15 protein-coding genes are annotated in these 16,576 nt (G+C 32.1%); all 15 read right to left on the bottom strand.

What is annotated here, in order from left to right:
* Window positions 1-56 precede the first annotated feature (56 nt).
* The 15 genes from sigK to alaS all read right to left on the bottom strand — a co-directional run bounded on the left by sigK (window position 57) and on the right by alaS (window position 16,546).
* Window positions 57-752 (bottom strand): RNA polymerase sporulation sigma factor SigK, encoded by a 696-nt coding sequence (gene sigK / locus DW1_RS08465; RefSeq protein ID WP_074350186.1) that lies wholly within the window; start codon window positions 750-752, stop codon window positions 57-59.
* Between the two features lie 76 nt (window positions 753-828).
* On the bottom strand, window positions 829-2,478 hold the full coding sequence (locus DW1_RS08460) for a peptidoglycan D,D-transpeptidase FtsI family protein (protein WP_159433573.1): 1,650 nt from the start codon (window positions 2,476-2,478) through the stop codon (window positions 829-831).
* A gap of 62 nt (window positions 2,479-2,540) precedes the next feature.
* Entirely contained in the window at window positions 2,541-3,161 is a 621-nt protein-coding gene (gene udk, locus DW1_RS08455) for a uridine kinase (protein ID WP_074350187.1), read from the bottom strand.
* Window positions 3,162-3,166: 5 nt separating this feature from the next.
* Complete coding sequence (locus DW1_RS08450) at window positions 3,167-4,396, bottom strand: peptidase U32 family protein (protein ID WP_074350185.1); 1,230 nt, start codon at window positions 4,394-4,396, stop codon at window positions 3,167-3,169.
* The gene (locus DW1_RS08445) at window positions 4,389-5,051 is read right to left on the bottom strand and encodes an O-methyltransferase (protein ID WP_074350184.1); all 663 of its coding nucleotides are present in this window, start codon (window positions 5,049-5,051) and stop codon (window positions 4,389-4,391) included. The genes DW1_RS08450 and DW1_RS08445 overlap by 8 nt, the downstream gene beginning before the upstream one ends.
* Window positions 5,052-5,331: 280 nt before the next feature.
* A complete protein-coding gene (gene mltG / locus DW1_RS08440) occupies window positions 5,332-6,402 on the bottom strand; it encodes an endolytic transglycosylase MltG (protein ID WP_074350183.1) in 1,071 nt (356 codons plus the stop codon).
* Window positions 6,403-6,582: 180 nt separating this feature from the next.
* Window positions 6,583-7,077, bottom strand: coding sequence for a QueT transporter family protein (locus tag DW1_RS08435; RefSeq protein ID WP_074350182.1), 495 nt, complete (start codon window positions 7,075-7,077; stop codon window positions 6,583-6,585).
* 145 nt (window positions 7,078-7,222) lie between these two features.
* Window positions 7,223-8,887, bottom strand: coding sequence for a ribonuclease J (locus tag DW1_RS08430; protein WP_074350181.1), 1,665 nt, complete (start codon window positions 8,885-8,887; stop codon window positions 7,223-7,225).
* Between the two features lie 238 nt (window positions 8,888-9,125).
* Window positions 9,126-9,560 carry a Fur family transcriptional regulator gene (locus DW1_RS08425; protein WP_074350180.1) on the bottom strand — a complete coding sequence of 145 codons (435 nt, stop codon included), beginning with the start codon at window positions 9,558-9,560 and terminating at the stop codon, window positions 9,126-9,128.
* Between the two features lie 112 nt (window positions 9,561-9,672).
* Window positions 9,673-9,936: a DUF1292 domain-containing protein gene (locus tag DW1_RS08420; protein WP_074350179.1), complete on the bottom strand. Its 264-nt coding sequence runs from the start codon at window positions 9,934-9,936 to the stop codon at window positions 9,673-9,675.
* 4 nt (window positions 9,937-9,940) lie between these two features.
* Window positions 9,941-10,363, bottom strand: coding sequence for a Holliday junction resolvase RuvX (ruvX, locus tag DW1_RS08415; RefSeq protein ID WP_074350178.1), 423 nt, complete (start codon window positions 10,361-10,363; stop codon window positions 9,941-9,943).
* Window positions 10,364-10,375: 12 nt separating this feature from the next.
* A complete protein-coding gene (locus DW1_RS08410) occupies window positions 10,376-11,326 on the bottom strand; it encodes an aldo/keto reductase (protein ID WP_074350177.1) in 951 nt (316 codons plus the stop codon).
* A gap of 12 nt (window positions 11,327-11,338) precedes the next feature.
* Complete coding sequence (locus DW1_RS08405) at window positions 11,339-13,492, bottom strand: hypothetical protein (RefSeq protein ID WP_074350176.1); 2,154 nt, start codon at window positions 13,490-13,492, stop codon at window positions 11,339-11,341.
* A gap of 11 nt (window positions 13,493-13,503) precedes the next feature.
* On the bottom strand, window positions 13,504-13,761 hold the full coding sequence (locus DW1_RS08400; RefSeq protein WP_074350175.1) for an IreB family regulatory phosphoprotein: 258 nt from the start codon (window positions 13,759-13,761) through the stop codon (window positions 13,504-13,506).
* Between the two features lie 145 nt (window positions 13,762-13,906).
* Window positions 13,907-16,546: an alanine--tRNA ligase gene (gene alaS, locus DW1_RS08395; RefSeq protein ID WP_074350174.1), complete on the bottom strand. Its 2,640-nt coding sequence runs from the start codon at window positions 16,544-16,546 to the stop codon at window positions 13,907-13,909.
* Between the last annotated feature and the right edge of the window lie 30 nt (window positions 16,547-16,576).

Here is a 16,576-nt window from a genome sequence, read left to right as displayed (position 1 = left end):
AAAAAACAGGTGTATCATCACCTGTCCCTGTATTATTATTAGTTTACTCAAACTACTTACATCAACGCCTTATTTAACTTCTTTATAGCCCTTTTTTCTATTCTAGATACATATGACCTTGATATGCCCAGCATTTTAGCTATCTCTCTTTGAGTTTTGCACCCTCCATTTATTAAACCATATCTTAACTGAATAATTGTTTTTTCCCTATCCTTTAACACTTTATTCATCTTTGCATATAGCTTTTTAACTTGTATCTTTAAATCTACCTCATCTAGCACCTCATCCGGCTCAGTTCCCATAATATCAATTAATGAAAGCTCATTGCCTTCCTTATCTACTCCTATAGGGTCATGGAGAGAAACTTCCGACTTAGTCTTCTTACATGCACGTATAGTCATCAAGATCTCGTTATCTATACATCTTGCAGCATATGTTGCTAACCTTGTACCTTTACACCTATCAAATGTAGTTATAGCTTTTATAAGACCTATGGTACCAATGGATATTAAGTCATCTATTTCTCTTCCAGTATTATGATATTTCTTTACTATATGAGCAACTAATCTTAAATTTCTTTCTACCAAAACATTCTTTGCTTCCTCATCTCCTTGTTCATAAAGCATTAAATAATGTTCTTCTTCTTCCTGAGAAAGAGGTTTTGGAAAAGAGCTACTACTAGAAACATATCCAATTAAAGGCAGAACAGGCTTGACAATAAAGCTTAGGCTTGCTAATACAGTTGCTAGCATTAAAGCAAACACCTCCATAATATAATGCACTATAATTAATTATATGAAGGCGCTTATCTTTGTGTGCACGTACACTTTACTTTAAATCAATATCAAAAATACTCTTTGCTATTTCCTCGAATATGGGTACAGCTATTATTCCGCCTGAACCACCCTCTTCTATAAAAACTGTTATTACATATCTAGGGTTTTCCCTTGGAAAATATCCTGAGAACCAAGCATGAGTATTATTTTTATTGTTTTCTGCTGAACCTGTTTTACCTGCAGCATCACCAATACCTGACAAATCAATATTCTTTGCTGTACCACTATCTACAACACCTTCAAGACAGTACTTAATCTGTTCGCAAAGTCTTGTAGGCAAAATCCTTTCATCCTCTTCTCTAATAACTTTTTTAACGAATCTGCCGTCTTCAGTTACAATACTATCAACTATCCCTATGTCTTTCTTAATCCCTTCATTTGCTATAATCATCATCATATTAGTTACCTGTAAAGGTGTCACCTCTATATTAGATTGACCTATAGATATATTTCCAATAGCAGGTCCTAGCAACTCGTCATTTTTAGGTAGATTTCCTGCTGATTCAATTAGTATATTCTGAACCCTCTTCCCAAATCCTAATTTTTCTGCCATTTCAATTATTTTTTTTGCTCCTACTTTCTTTCCTATCTGGATAAACGCTGAATTACAAGATTCTGAAAAAGCTTCATATGCTGTCATTTCTCCATGTCCATCAGTTTTATTGCACCTAATCTGAAAGCTTCCTAAGTCTTCATATCCCAGGCATATAAAAGTATCATCTAGACTTATTATATTCTCACTAAGAGCAGTCATAAGTACTACTGTCTTAAATATGGAGCCAGGCGGGTAGGATACTTCTAAAGCCTTATTATAAAAATCCATTCTATTGCTGTTAAAATTAGCTCCTATATCATTTTGATTCAAATTAGGCCTACTTGCCATTGCCAAGATATCCCCTGTCAAAACATCTGTTACTATAGCAGCACCATTTGCCTTATTGCTATCTAGTATTCTTTCTACTTCCTTTTGTATATTAATATCTACTGTTAGTTTAATACTATTGGTACTTGATTTTTTATCACTTATGACTTCTGTATCCATTATGCCAGGAATAACTCTATTCTTGCCATCTACTGCAATATACTTAATTCCCGACCTGTTACTTACCTTTAAAATACTATCATATTCTTTCTCTATTCCATATTCTCCAACATTTTCGCTTCTCTTGATATATCCAATTACATGTGAAAGTAAGTTATTTCCATTATATCTAAATACTTTGTCTTCTACTATTACCCCCCTAACTGCAATATTTTCTTTAATTTCTGTTCTTAAAGGCAACTCAACAACTCTATTATTAGATTTTCTTATAATTTCTATATCTTTTTCTGTAAAATTAAAAGTTTCCTTGAGACTCGCTAGTATACTATTGTCGCTTATCACAACATCCTTTAATATAAAGACTGTCTTTTCTGTTTTATTATTAGTTAATTGAATATTATTCCTATCAAAAATATTTCCTCTTGCAGGAGCTACCCTAATCTCTCTTACATATTGCTTCCCAGCTTCAAGTCCATATTTTTGCCCTTTTACTATTTGTATCCAAAATAGTCTCATTGAAAGTATTGTAAAGGCCATAAATGAAATAACTGCAAATTTCATTGCTCTAGAATAAATTTTATTCCTAGTTTTCCTATCCATAAATAAAACCTCCATATAAGTCTAAGAATAATTATTCCCAACTTAGTATAGAGGTATAATGTTTATTTTGAAATTATTGATTTAACCTTTGTAACCATAAGATCAATAGCTACTTTATTGTATCCTCCTTCAGGAATGATAATATCTGCATATCTCTTGCTTGGCTCAATAAACTGCATATGTGCTGGCCTAACAGTTGTCATATATTGTTCTATAACAGAATCTAAGGTTCTTCCTCTTTCTTTGATATCCCTTGTTATTCTTCGAATGATTCTTACATCAGAATCTGTATCAACAAATATCTTAATATCTAATAATTCTCTAATTCTAATATCATCAAGTATCAGAATTCCTTCTAGAATTATTATATCCTTAGGATAAACTGTTATAGTTTCTTTTCTTCTAGTGTGCTCTTCAAAGTTATAGATAGGTTTATTTATTGGCTCTCCATCCATTAAAGTCTTTAGATGTTCTATAAGAAGGTCATTGTCAAAAGCAAATGGATGATCATAATTAGTTTTAACTCTTTCCTCAAAGGATAGATGGCTCTGATCCTTATAGTATGAATCTTGCTCAATAATGACTATGTTCTTTTCTGGCAGCGAACTGAAGATTTCCATTGCAACAGTACTTTTTCCTGAGCCAGTACCTCCAGTAATACCAATTAATATAGGTCTATTCAAAACTATCATTCCTCTCTAGGTTTTCTTATAATGTCCCAAGCTTCTACAGGTTTATCCATTTTAACTTTTATAATCTGCTGTGCGTGAGGTGCTACACTAATCTCTTTATCATCTTTGTCCCACATTTTTTCAATTATTTGATTAAAATGCTCTTTGTACGGTCCAAAAACCTCAATATTATCACCAACAAAGATTCTGTTTCTTTGTTCTACTGTTGCTATACCTGTATCGCTATTATAACCAAGCACAACCCCTAGAAAATCATATGTTCTTATATATGAGCTGCTAGTATATAGCTGCTCATTTCCTGAAGGTTTCCCGAAATAAAAACCAGTTGTATGATCTCTATGGCTTGCCTTCTTAACTTCCTCTAACCATTTTGGATTAAATTGATAATTTGACGGGTCAGCTAGATATTCATCTATTGCCATTCTATATGCCCTTACTACTGTGGCAACATAATATGGACTTTTCATTCTACCCTCTATTTTAAAGCTAGTTATTCCTGAATCTATAAGCTCAGGGATATGTTCTATCATGCATAGATCTTTAGAGTTCATAATAAAGGTTCCTTGTTCATCCTCATATATTGGATAGTATTCACTAGGTCTTTTTTCCTCTACTAAATTATATTTCCACCTACATGATTGAGCACACTCACCTCTATTAGCATCTCTACTAGCCATATAATTACTCAAGAGGCATCTTCCTGAATATGAAATACACATTGCACCATGAATAAATGTTTCAATTTCTAGCTCAGGTGGAGTTTTAGAAATAATCTCCTTGATTTCATCCATAGACAATTCTCTAGCCAATACTATCCTTTTTACACCTACTTTGTACCAGAAATTTGCTGATAAATAATTAGTAGTGTTAGCCTGAGTACTAAGGTGAATCTCCATATTTGGGGCATTTTCTTTTACTACTGTAACTACACCTGGATCAGATACAATTACAGCATCTACTCCTATGTCATTTAAAGTCTTTACATATTCAGGTAGGCCTTCCATATCCTCATTATGTGGAATAATATTTAAAGTCACATATACTTTTCTTCCCCTATTATGAGCAAACTCTAAGCCCTCTTTAATTTGATCAATTGAAAAATTCTTTGAAGAAGCCCTAAGACCAAATGCTTCTCCACCTAAAAAAACAGCATCTGCACCGTAAATTATGGCCATCTTAAGCTTTTCTAGGTCTCCTGCAGGAGCTAAAAGTTCAGGTCTATTCATTTTTTTCTACCTCCTTTTTGTAAGTAATAGCAACTCCATCTCCAATTGGTATTACACTAGATTCTAGGTCCTTATTACTAGTTATATAATCTAGATAACTTCTCATTCTCTTAACAATAGTCTTCTTTCTTCTCAATACTAAATCATCACTAGCAACCATACCTTTATATAAAACATTATCTGAAAGAATAATGCCACCTTCAGCTAAATTTCTTATACAATGAGGAAAGAACTCCATGTATTGTCCCTTTGCTGCATCTATAAATATAAAATCAAATTCATCATTAATATTTGGTAATACTTCCTCAGCCTCACCCTTAATTATTTTTATCATATCAGAATATCCACTGTCATGTATATTTTTTTCAGCCATATTTATCATATCTTCTCTTTTTTCTATAGATATGATTCTACCATCTCTCTCTATAACACTAGCCATTATCAGTGCGGAGTACCCTATTGCAGTACCGATTTCTAAAATTCTCTTTGGCTTTGCAATATTGAGTAAAACTCTAATTAATTGAGCAACTTCAGGGTGGATTATTGGAACATGATTAAGCTTTGCGTACATTTCTAATTCCATTAAGAAGCTTTCTCTCCTCGGAACTAGGCTCCTTATATATTCCTCTACACTACTTTCATTTATATTACTCAAAGAACTCTCTCCTTACTGTAAAAGTCATTTTTACTGCAACTTTAAAACACAAATTTGTTCACTTCCTAATAATGTAGTGCAAATTTGGTTTTCATTGCATTTAACCTTTCTACGATTCATTTAAAAACACTCAAACCAATCGAGTTAGGTCATAAATAATACGTGGTAAAGTCACCACGTATTTGCTTTACTTAAAAATATTCTGTCCAACAAAGTATAATGTGATACTAATTAAATATTATCAAAATGCCTAGATTGCTCTTATGCAAATCAAAAATAGCTACTTTTTTCGGATTCTATTTTTGGCTTTTTTATGCTCCTCATATGTTACACTAAAAGTATGGGTCCCTTCCTCATCCTCATTAAAAACAAAATACATATAATTTACATCAGCAGGATTAACTGCCGCTTCTATAGACTTTATTCCAGGTGAAGCAATAGGTCCGGGTGGCAAGCCAGTATTAATATAGGTATTATAAGGTGAGTCAATTAATGTATCCTCAGTTGATAAAACAGGTTTTCTTTCACCTAGAATATACTGTACTGTTGCACATGATTGTAGCATCATACCAGCCTTTATTCTGTTATGAAAAACAGCAGATATTATTTCTCTTTCGCTTTCTGCTCTACCTTCTCTTTCAATAATTGATGCTAGAGTTATGACTTGATTTAAGTCTAAATTTAATTCCTTTGCTTTAGCTTTTATTTCATCAGTATATAGATTATCAAATCTATTTAACATTTTTCTAATTATATCTTTCTCACTTGCATCAACATAGACCTCATAGGTATCTGGATACAAATAACCTTCTAAAGATAATTCTTCTGGTACTTCCTTTAAAAATTCATACTCTGAAGAAAAATTTGACACCTTTGAAGCTAACTCAAGGAAAGTATCTTTATCAGCTAAGTTCATCTCATGTAATCTCTCTGCTATTTGCTTCAATTCGAAACCCTCTGGAATAGTAAAGGTAATAGCATCCTTTGAAATTCCACCTTCTACTAACTTACCCATAATTTCCTCTTGAGTCATTCCAGTGTTAAAGACATATTTTCCTGCTTTAAATTTATTATCCATTTTTTCATACTTAGCAAACAATCTAAATACCAATTCATTTCTAATAAGATTATTATCCTTTAGAATTTTAGCAATCTTACTTGACGATGAACCTTTAGGAATTGTGACTTGTACTTCCTTAATATTATCTATTGCTATTGGCTTTAATTGGTTGTCCACATACTTTTTAACACCATATATGCCTACTAAAACAATGATAAGCATAATAATAAAAAAATACAGTAAAATAGGTTTTTTCCTTCTTTTTTTATTATTTTCAATGGTTTGGGTCATAACGCTCCCCCTTTAGCTTATTGTTTCTTAAATTATACAATATTTACTATCATAAATACAAGGACTACAAACAAAGTTCAGCAATAAAAGACATTGTTACTTTGGTTTGCATAATTTAATTACGTTAAACCAAAAATATAATCTCTTAAATTGGTTTATTATATATCCTTTCTCATTTCACTAGAACTTGTCGTATCCACTCTTCTTCATTCTACTATATGCATATAATACTACATTACCAAATAAACCTACAGCCACCAATTCACCTAATCCTATACCTGCTGCCACAACCCAATAACTCATTTCTGGAAAGAAAGAAGATACCCATAAGGAAACTATTAGAGCATTTAATATAACCGGAGGTAGAATCCCTAAAATTTTATTTGGCATCTTGCTAGTTAAATAAGCTGAAACCAATGTTACTAGACTTCCTCCAATAACATCTATAAGACCAAATCCTGAAGTAAAGGTTAGTATTAAATTTGATATTATACAACCTACAAAAACTCCCGGTATAGCTGCTACTTCTACTAAAGGTAACAATACTAGTGCTTCTGCAAATCTCACTTGAATAGGTCCATAAGCAAGTTGACCTAAAGGTATCTCAATGATTACTAAAATAACATATAATGCAGCTATCATTCCTGCCTTTGATAAATGCTTAGTACTTTTCATACTTCCCTCCAATAATTATATTGAACATATACTTTTATTCAAGAATTTACCACCAATAGATGCTCTTAAAAAATCATCTTGTAGAATTTTCTTTTATGAACATCCTCTAATTCACAAAGAGAAGTCGTAGTAAAAACTACGACCTTTATACCTCCATAATAATTGGGAGAATCATTGGATTTCTCTTAATCTTTTCATATAAGAAATTCCTCAATGCATCCTTAATACTAGATTTTAATGTAGCCCAATCGGTAATTTTATTTTTTTCACATTCAGCCAACACATCTCTTACAACTGTTCTGGCCTCCTCCATTAGATCCTCTGATTCTCTAACATATACGAAACCTCTTGATACTATATCTGGTCCTGAAATTACATATCCTTCTTGCTTGCTTATAGTAACTACTACTACTATAAGGCCATCCTCAGAGAGGTGCTTTCTATCTCTAAGCACTATATTTCCTACATCCCCAACTCCTAGTCCATCAACTAGAATGTTACCTGCAGGTACAGTCCCACTTATAGTTCCACTATCCTTCGTAAATTCAACTACTGATCCATTTTCAGCTATAAAAATATTCTCTTTTTGCATCCCAAGTTCTTGAGCTAGCTCGGCATGCTGCTTTAAATGTCTATACTCGCCATGAACAGGAATAAAGAACTTAGGTTTTAGTATTGTATGAATTAGTTTTAATTCCTCCTGACAAGCATGACCTGACACGTGCACATCGGCTAAAGCTTCGTAAATTACATGTGCCCCTTTTTTAAACAATTGATTTATAACCTTAGATACTGTCTTTTCATTTCCTGGAATTGGACTAGCTGATATTATAACTAAATCTCCTGGCATTAAGTCCATCTTCTTATGTTCTGATGATGCAATTCTCGCTAATGCCGACATAGGCTCTCCCTGGCTGCCCGTAGTTATAACTACTATTTTATTGCTTGGGAATCTGTTCATGTCATTTATATCGATTAGGGTACCTTCAGGAACTTCTAAATAGCCTAATTCTGTAGCTACCTTCACTACATTTACCATGCTTCTTCCTGATACAACAACTTTTCTATCAAAGAGAACTGCTGCATTAATTATCTGTTGTACTCTATGAATATTAGAAGCAAAAGTGGCAACGATGATTCTTTGCTTAGCAGTTAAAAATATATCATTAAATGTATCCCCAACTGTTTTTTCTGACATCGTATATCCTGGTCTCTCTACATTCGTACTATCAGCTAAAAGCACCAAAACACCTTTTTTCCCTAGTTCAGCGAATTTATGAAAATCCATGGCTTCTCCATTTATTGGGGTGTAATCTACTTTAAAGTCTCCCGTATGAACTATAGTTCCAACTGGTGTATGAATAGCTAAGGCTAAAGAGTCTGGTATACTATGAGTTGTTCTAATGAAATCAATTTCAAATTGTCCAAGCTTTATGCTTTGTGATGGATTGACTATATTTAATACAGCGTTATTAATATTATGTTCTTTCAATTTATTCTCAACAAGTCCAAGAGTAAGTTTAGCCCCAAATATAGGTATATTAATCTTTTTTAATACATATGGTAATGCACCAACATGGTCCTCATGTCCATGCGTCAATACTATACCTTTAATTTTTTCTTTGTTTTTTAAAAGATATGTTATGTCAGGTATAACTACATCTATTCCCAGCATTTCATCTTCTGGGAAAATCATTCCACAATCAATAATAATAATATCGTCCTCATACTCGATTACGGTAATGTTTTTTCCTACTTCATTCAGTCCTCCTAAAGGAATTATTTTTAATTTTGACAGTTTTCTTGTCACCTTTTCACTCTCCTTTTATGTTACATATAAATATATAAATGCTCACGCCCTATAATTCTATCCCAAAATTAAATACCACTTCATGCATCTCTTTTTACTTCTAAATACTATTCTACCCATAAAAGCGTTAAAAATTTCAAACATAGATTACATACAAACGAGCTTATTTCATGGTATTTTTTCTTTATTTATATCTCCCTAATCTTTGCTAAAAAAATAAATCCCAAACTGGGATTAACTACTTACAATCTTCACAATAACCAAAAAACTTTACATTATGATCAATTACTCTAAATTTTTTCTGTTTTTCGATTTCCGATTCAAGATTCTCTAGTAAGTCCAATTCTACCTCTAAAACCTTACCACAACTCAAACAAATAAGGTGATGATGCTGGTGATCATTAGAAGAAGAACTTAGCTCATATCTGCTACACCCATCATTAAAGTTAAGTTTGTAAATAATATTTAATTGTTCAAATAGCTGCAACGTTCTATAAACAGTAGCAAGCCCAATTTCTGGATACCTATCTCTTACGCTATCATATATTTCTTCAGGACTTAAATGTTTACCTTGATTATCTAAGATTACATCTAGTATAACTCTTCTCTGTGTTGTCAGCTTATATCCCTTTTCTTTAAGTCTAATTTTCAAATCATCAAAAAAATTTTCCATCGCTCCACCTGCTTATTTGCTTTCTAATTTATAGTCTATTATTATAACAAGTAAAAGTCAACAAATATGTAAGTAAATTTTGCCTATTGATTTAGATGTTCTATAAAAATTGCTATAGTATTTCGTCAGCAATAGCTTCATAAACAGCTATTGCGTTCTCTAATTCCTCTTCATCTTCTATATTTACCAATAACAATTCTCCATTCTCATCATATTCAATTCTTAAAATATATGCTCCTTCATCTTCCTCTTCTTTGGCTAAAGGAAACAATACAGCATATTCATTTTCCTCTATATCAAAGGTTGCCATCACTTCAAATTTATGCTCCTTACCATTTTCATCTATTAGTGAAATAATATTTTCATCGTTTGACATATAATCAATCTCCTTTTTTATTTTTATCAAGATAAGAGTTTAAAATGTAGGTCGCTGCTACTTTATCAATTACATCCTTTCTTTTTTTTCTACTTACATCAGCATCAATAAGCATCCTCTCAGCAGACACTGTAGTTAGTCTTTCGTCCTGTAATACTACTTCAAGACTAAAATTATTCTTGAACTTTTCTACAAATTGCAATACCTTTTCTCCCTGAGCTCCAATAGTATTGTTCATGTTCTTAGGTAATCCAATAACTACCTTACAAACATTATATTGTTCAATCAATGCCTCTAATTCACTAAAATCGCTTTTAATTCCCTTTCTTCTAATAGTAGTAATTCCTTGGGCAGTAATACCTAGAGGATCGCTTACCGCTACTCCAATAGTTCTATCCCCCACATCTAACCCCATTATCCTTCTCATAAATTCCTCCATTTATATAACCTTTATACAAAACTCTGGACATTTTCTTGCACAATAGCCACAAAGTACGCATTTTTCCATATCAGGTACTGCCTTATTATTAATTAAGTGTATTCCGTTGTTCTTACAAGTTTTTACACAAGAGCCACATCCTATACACCAGTCAGCGACTTGTAGCCTTCTCTCTTTTTTATTAATTCTCTGCTTTATATCATCTGGAATGTAATTATTATTTATTAGATTTATATTTGCATCTACTTCGTCTTTACTTTGCATTCCCATGGCAAATGAATGCAAATAAGGCACGCTTCTAACAAATTCTACTGCCCCTTCTACATCCTTTATTAAATGTCCTCCTCCTAATGGCTTCATACCATAAATACCTTTTCCACTGCTATAAGAGATTTTAATGGCGTTTATCATATCATCTATAGTTCCATCCTGTATGCCTATTCCAATTTTATTGATTATAGGGTGAATTACTTCAATCTCTCTATATTGATTAGCGGCCAATACAGCCTCTACTCTATGGGTAGATATGCCAATAGCTCTAATAATCCCTTTTTCTTTGGCTTTCATAAAATACTCAATTGCTTCATAATGTCCGCGAAGAGTATGTATGCTTTCCTGTTCATGAAGAAGAAATATGTCAATATAATCTGTATCTAATTCATTTAATGCTTTATATAAACTTTTTTCAGCAGTTTCATTTGAATAAGAATATGACTTTGTAGCTATAACTATATCTTTTCTGTTTACAGTTTTTAAAGCTTCCCTAATATGTTCATAGTTATTATATATTTCTGCTGTATCGATAAAATTAATGCCTTTACTAAAAGCATAGCTTATAATTTCTGCACCTTCTGAAATATCTAAATTAGCTTGTAAAGGGCCAATTGTCAATGAACCAAAGCATAATTCAGATACTTTAATACCAGTGTCTCCTAAAACTCTGTTTTTCATTATGTCACTTCCCTAATTTTCACTCATTAAATCTAACATACAATACATCATAATACCTACTAAATAAGTATTCGCTATAGCAGCTAATAAAACCCCTGAATCATTAACTAATAATCCTACAATACTACCTAAAAGAGTACTGATAATCCCAGCAGAAAAGTATCTATTATTTTCAATAAATAAAACAACTTTCTTTTTACATCTCAATAGTATACTTATTTCGGCAAAAATTGTTACCAATAAAACCCTTGACCATATGGAGCTTCCCATTAGTTTTACATTCATTTGTACTTTTCTTAACATAACATTTACTAGATACATTGGGCCACTATTAATAATCACTAAAAGTGTCCTACCTAAGTGTGAAGGATTAGGATTTATATAAATATCAACTATACCCATGAGTAGAATGAATGATAAAACTATAATACCAATAAAAATAGTTTTTTTCAAATTGATATTAACCTTAAATATAAGTAATAAGTATACTATAGATGTAAACAGTACTGAAATAGTACCCCCTAAGTTTACTCCAAGATTAGGATGAGAAACACAAACAATAGTAATTGGTAATATTATCAAAAATAGCTTGTTTCCTCTTGTTTTCTCCATATATAATGCTGTAATCATTGCCATTGAAGCTAAAATAACACCTGCAAACTCATTTCCAATCCCAAAAAATCTAGCACCTATAATTGGATCATAACTTAGTATAGAATATCTTAATAGATTCCCTCCAGTAACCAAATCTATTACTAATGATAGATAAGTTATAGTTAATAATAATATAATTCTATTATCATTTTTAATAAATCTCATAATAACAAGTATAACTAATACCATTAGTAAAGAGGTTATTAAGAAAATAAAAGAATTAACTAGGTTAAAGTATGCTATTAATAAAAAAACAAGTGGTAAAGTTAATATCAGTAATATTAATGAGTTCATCGCCCGAAATTTTCCGCCAAAGTTAAACCTTTTAATAAACATAACAAATAGACCTAGCACAATAATAGATATGATTAAAAAGCAGTAAAAATTTAAATATGGTGCTCTGAGGCTCGAAACTGTATTTACCCTTGCATTAAGCTCCTTTACAAAATCTAGCTTTCCATTAACCCTTGATGCACTTATTACATGTCCAATAAAGTTCTCATTATTAGCTCCTAGATAGCTTGTAACAGTTGGAGCTATGTCTATATTTGATACTATCCCATCCCTTCTGGTGGTCCCTGATGTTAAAATACCATTAGTCTTTCCTCCATCCCAAACAATAAGTGGGGATAGCTTGCTATTATCTACTTTGTCTTCTGGTGAATTTGGGCTGGCTATTATAAGCATTGATTTTTCATCAATAACTTCTGTAAATAGATTCCAAATAAACTCATCTATATCCTTTAGAATTATTTTTCTCTGTTCAAAGAACATTTCTTCAGTAAGGTTCTTGCTGTACTTGTTAAGCCTATCAAGATCACCTGTTTCAATTACAAAAAGAGATGCCTTTGATTTAGTATCCTGTATTTCATACAATATTTTGTTAAAATTTATTTTAATACCAAAAGGATAGTCACTAGCATCCATAAGTACATTGTCAACATTACCAAAATCTATTAGCCCATTACTGTCCATTGCAATAAAGCAGCTAGTTCTTATAAAACTATCAGCAGTATCTGAATTACCAAATACTGCTGTCTTATGACCGCTATTATGCAAGTTATCTCCTAAAGCACCTATTACAGAATTACTAGTTCTATTATTATTTAAATTATTTAGTTTATTAATTTCAATATTAGCGATACTGTAGCCTTCTGGAGTTTTTCCCGTTCTTCTTTCGTAAATGCTACTAACTTCCTTGTCCAAATTAAAAAAATTAGCCGTCTCATAGCTTGAGTAGGACTTTGATGAAGCACTTATTGTTATAAAACTATCTGCTCCTTTATATCCTACCGCTCCTCTTGTATTCATTAGACCTATACTTCCATCTTCAATTATAGATTGCAGATTATCCATATATTCGATGTCTGATAAAGACAATCTATTAACTATAATCATAAAAACCTTATTATTATAGTTAATATTATCCTCAGCATATGTAACTGATGAAAAAAACGTAAATAGTATTAAGACAGTGATAATTATGCTTTTCTTCTGTAAATTACCTAGCAATTAAACCTCTCCTAGCTATTTTTTCCTAAATACTTTTTAAGAATTTCTTCTAAAAGTTCATCTCTTTCCAATTTTCTAACTAAAGTTCTTGCATTATTATGGCTAGTTATATAAGTAGGATCTCCAGATAATATGTAGCCTATTATTTGGTTAATTGGATTATAACCTTTTTCTTCTAATGCTTCATAAACTGAAAACAATATCTCTTCAGCCTCACTTTTATTATCCTTTGAAACACTGAATTTCATTGTTTGATTAAAACTGTTCATGAAAACACCCCCTTATATATTTATATCATAATTTTTTAATTGTATACATATATTTGATAAAACTGTACATTATGTGGAAACACAAAAGAATTTTATATTTGATATTTCCATCATGTTTCCACATTAATGTTACAGAATAGTAAAGTTACTTAAGCTGAGATAATACAATGTCCTTTACTATACTCAAAGCATCATCAATTTTAGCAGGGTCCTTACCTCCAGCTTGTGCCATATCTGGGCGTCCCCCTCCACCGCCTCCAGTTACCTTTGCTACTTCTCTTATAATATTTCCAGCGTGGATTCCTTTACTTACTAAGTCCTTTGTTGCCATAGCAACAAAAGAAACTTTATCTTCTAGTACTGATCCAAAAACAACTACTACAGAATTGATTGAGTCTCTTGTTTTATCTCCAAGTTGCCTTAGGCTATTCATATCCATTCCATCAATTCTCTTACTAATTACTTTAATCCCATTTACTTCAAAGCTATCATTAATTATATCATCTAATTTGGACATAGCCAAATCTGATTTTAGTTTTTCTAGCTCTTTTTCTAAGTTTTTTGCTTCATCAGCTATCTGTTGAACTCTATTAGTAACATCTCTCTTATTTGTCTTTAAGATATCCGCCATCTTTAATATCTGCATATCCATTTGTACAAACTCTTCATATGCTTTTTTTCCTGTAATAGCTTCAATTCTCCTTACTCCGGAAGCTATTCCAGATTCGCTTATTATCTTAAAAATACCTATTTGACTTGAGTTTGAAACATGAGTACCACCACATAATTCCTTACTATAGTCTCCCATTTTTACTAATCTAACCACATCCCCGTACTTCTCATCAAATAGTGCAGCTGCTCCTTGCCTTCTAGCATCATCCAATGTAGTTTCAATAGCTCTTACTTCTAGTCCTTCAAATATCTTATCATTGACTATTTCCTCTATTCTATCAAGCTCTTCTCTTTTCAAAGCTTCAAAATGAGTAAAGTCAAATCTCAATCTATCTGGCATTACTAATGAACCAGCTTGATTAACATGATCTCCAAGCACCTCTTTTAAAGCTTTGTGGAGTAAGTGTGTTACAGAGTGATTTCTAGCAGTAGATAATCTTTCTGTCTTATCTATTTCTGCCAAAACCTCAGCTCCATCTTTTAATGTACCTTCAACTATCTCAACAAAATGTAAAATTTGCCCAATGCTATTTTTCTTTGTATCAGTAACTTTAGCAATAAACTCATTTCCTCTTAATATACCTGTATCACCTACTTGCCCTCCCCCTTCTGGATAAAAAGGAGTCTTGTCTAATAATATTATACCCTTCTCATTTAAGTTTAAAGCTTCAGTTGTATCTTCATCCTTTAGAACTGCAATTATTTTTGAATTAAAAGAAGTCTCAGTATATCCGACAAACTCAGTATTTAATGTGCTGTCAATAGACAATTGACTGTCTTTACTCCATGCTTGGTTGTCCCCTTCTTCTCTCGCCTTTCTAGCTCTTTCTCTTTGTTTTTCCATTTCTGAGTTGAACTCAGTCTCATCAACTGCCAACCCATGCTCTTCTATAATTTCCTTAGTTAAATCAAGTGGAAATCCATAGGTGTCATATAATTTAAATGCTGATTTACCTTTTAGCACCTTTTCATCATTATCTTTCATGTCCTTAATATATTCATTTAATATACTTATTCCCTGATCTATAGTTTCTTGGAATTTTTCCTCTTCAACCTTAATTATTTTCTGAACCTGTGGCAGTCTGTCTATTAAATCTGGATATGCTTCTCCCCATAACTCTACTACAGTTGCTGCTAAAGCATTTAGAAAATCATTTTCAATTCCTAATAGCTTTCCATGTCTTGCAGCTCTTCTAATAAGTCTTCTTAGTATATAGCCTCTTCCTTCATTACTTGGTAATACTCCATCTGAAACTAAAAAAGTTGCTGCTCTAATATGATCAGTAATTACTCTTATAGACATATCTGTTTTTTCGTTTTGTCCATAAGAACTCTTACTTACCTCTTCAACCTTTTGTCTCAATGATTTAATGACATCAGTATCAAATATACTTCCTGCATCCTGCATTACAGCTGCTATTCTTTCAAGACCCATACCAGTATCAATATTTGGATGTGGAACAGGATTATAATTTCCTTCTTCGTCCTTATCAAATTGTGAAAATACTAGATTCCATACTTCTACATATCTATCACAATCACATCCTGGCTTACAGCTTTCCTTACCACATCCGTATTTTTCTCCTCTATCTACGTATATTTCAGAACAAGGTCCACATGGTCCCACTTCAAGCTCCCAAAAGTTATCTTCCTTACCTAATTTCACAATTCTCTCTGGTTTAATTCCTATATGTCTATTCCATATTTCATACGCTTCATCATCTTCATAATAAACTGAAACCCAAAGCTTATCTTCTGGAATTCCCATTCGTTCAGTCATGAACTCCCATGCCCATTCAATTGCTTCCTTCTTAAAATAATCTCCAAAAGAAAAGTTACCTAGCATTTCAAAGAAGGTAGCATGCCTTGCTGTTTTACCTACATTTTCAATGTCTCCAGTCCTAACACATTTTTGACAGGTCGCCATCCTTCTTTTTGGTGGTTCCTGTGAGCCTGTAAAATATGGTTTTAATGGTGCCATTCCTGCATTTATTAATAGTAAACTCTTGTCATTTTTTGGTACTAATGAAAAACTTGGAACAACTAAATGTTCTTTCTCGTTAAAAAAATCTAAAAATTCTTTTCTAATTTCATTTAACCCAGTTTTTTTCATAACTTATCTCCTTTCTGAATCTATTTAAAA

Source organism: Proteiniborus sp. DW1, from assembly GCF_900095305.1.
In the GTDB taxonomy this organism is placed as follows: Bacteria; Bacillota; Clostridia; order Tissierellales; family Proteiniboraceae; genus Proteiniborus.
Note: the sequence above shows the minus strand (reverse complement) of the source record. Positions and strands in the feature narration are given on the sequence as shown.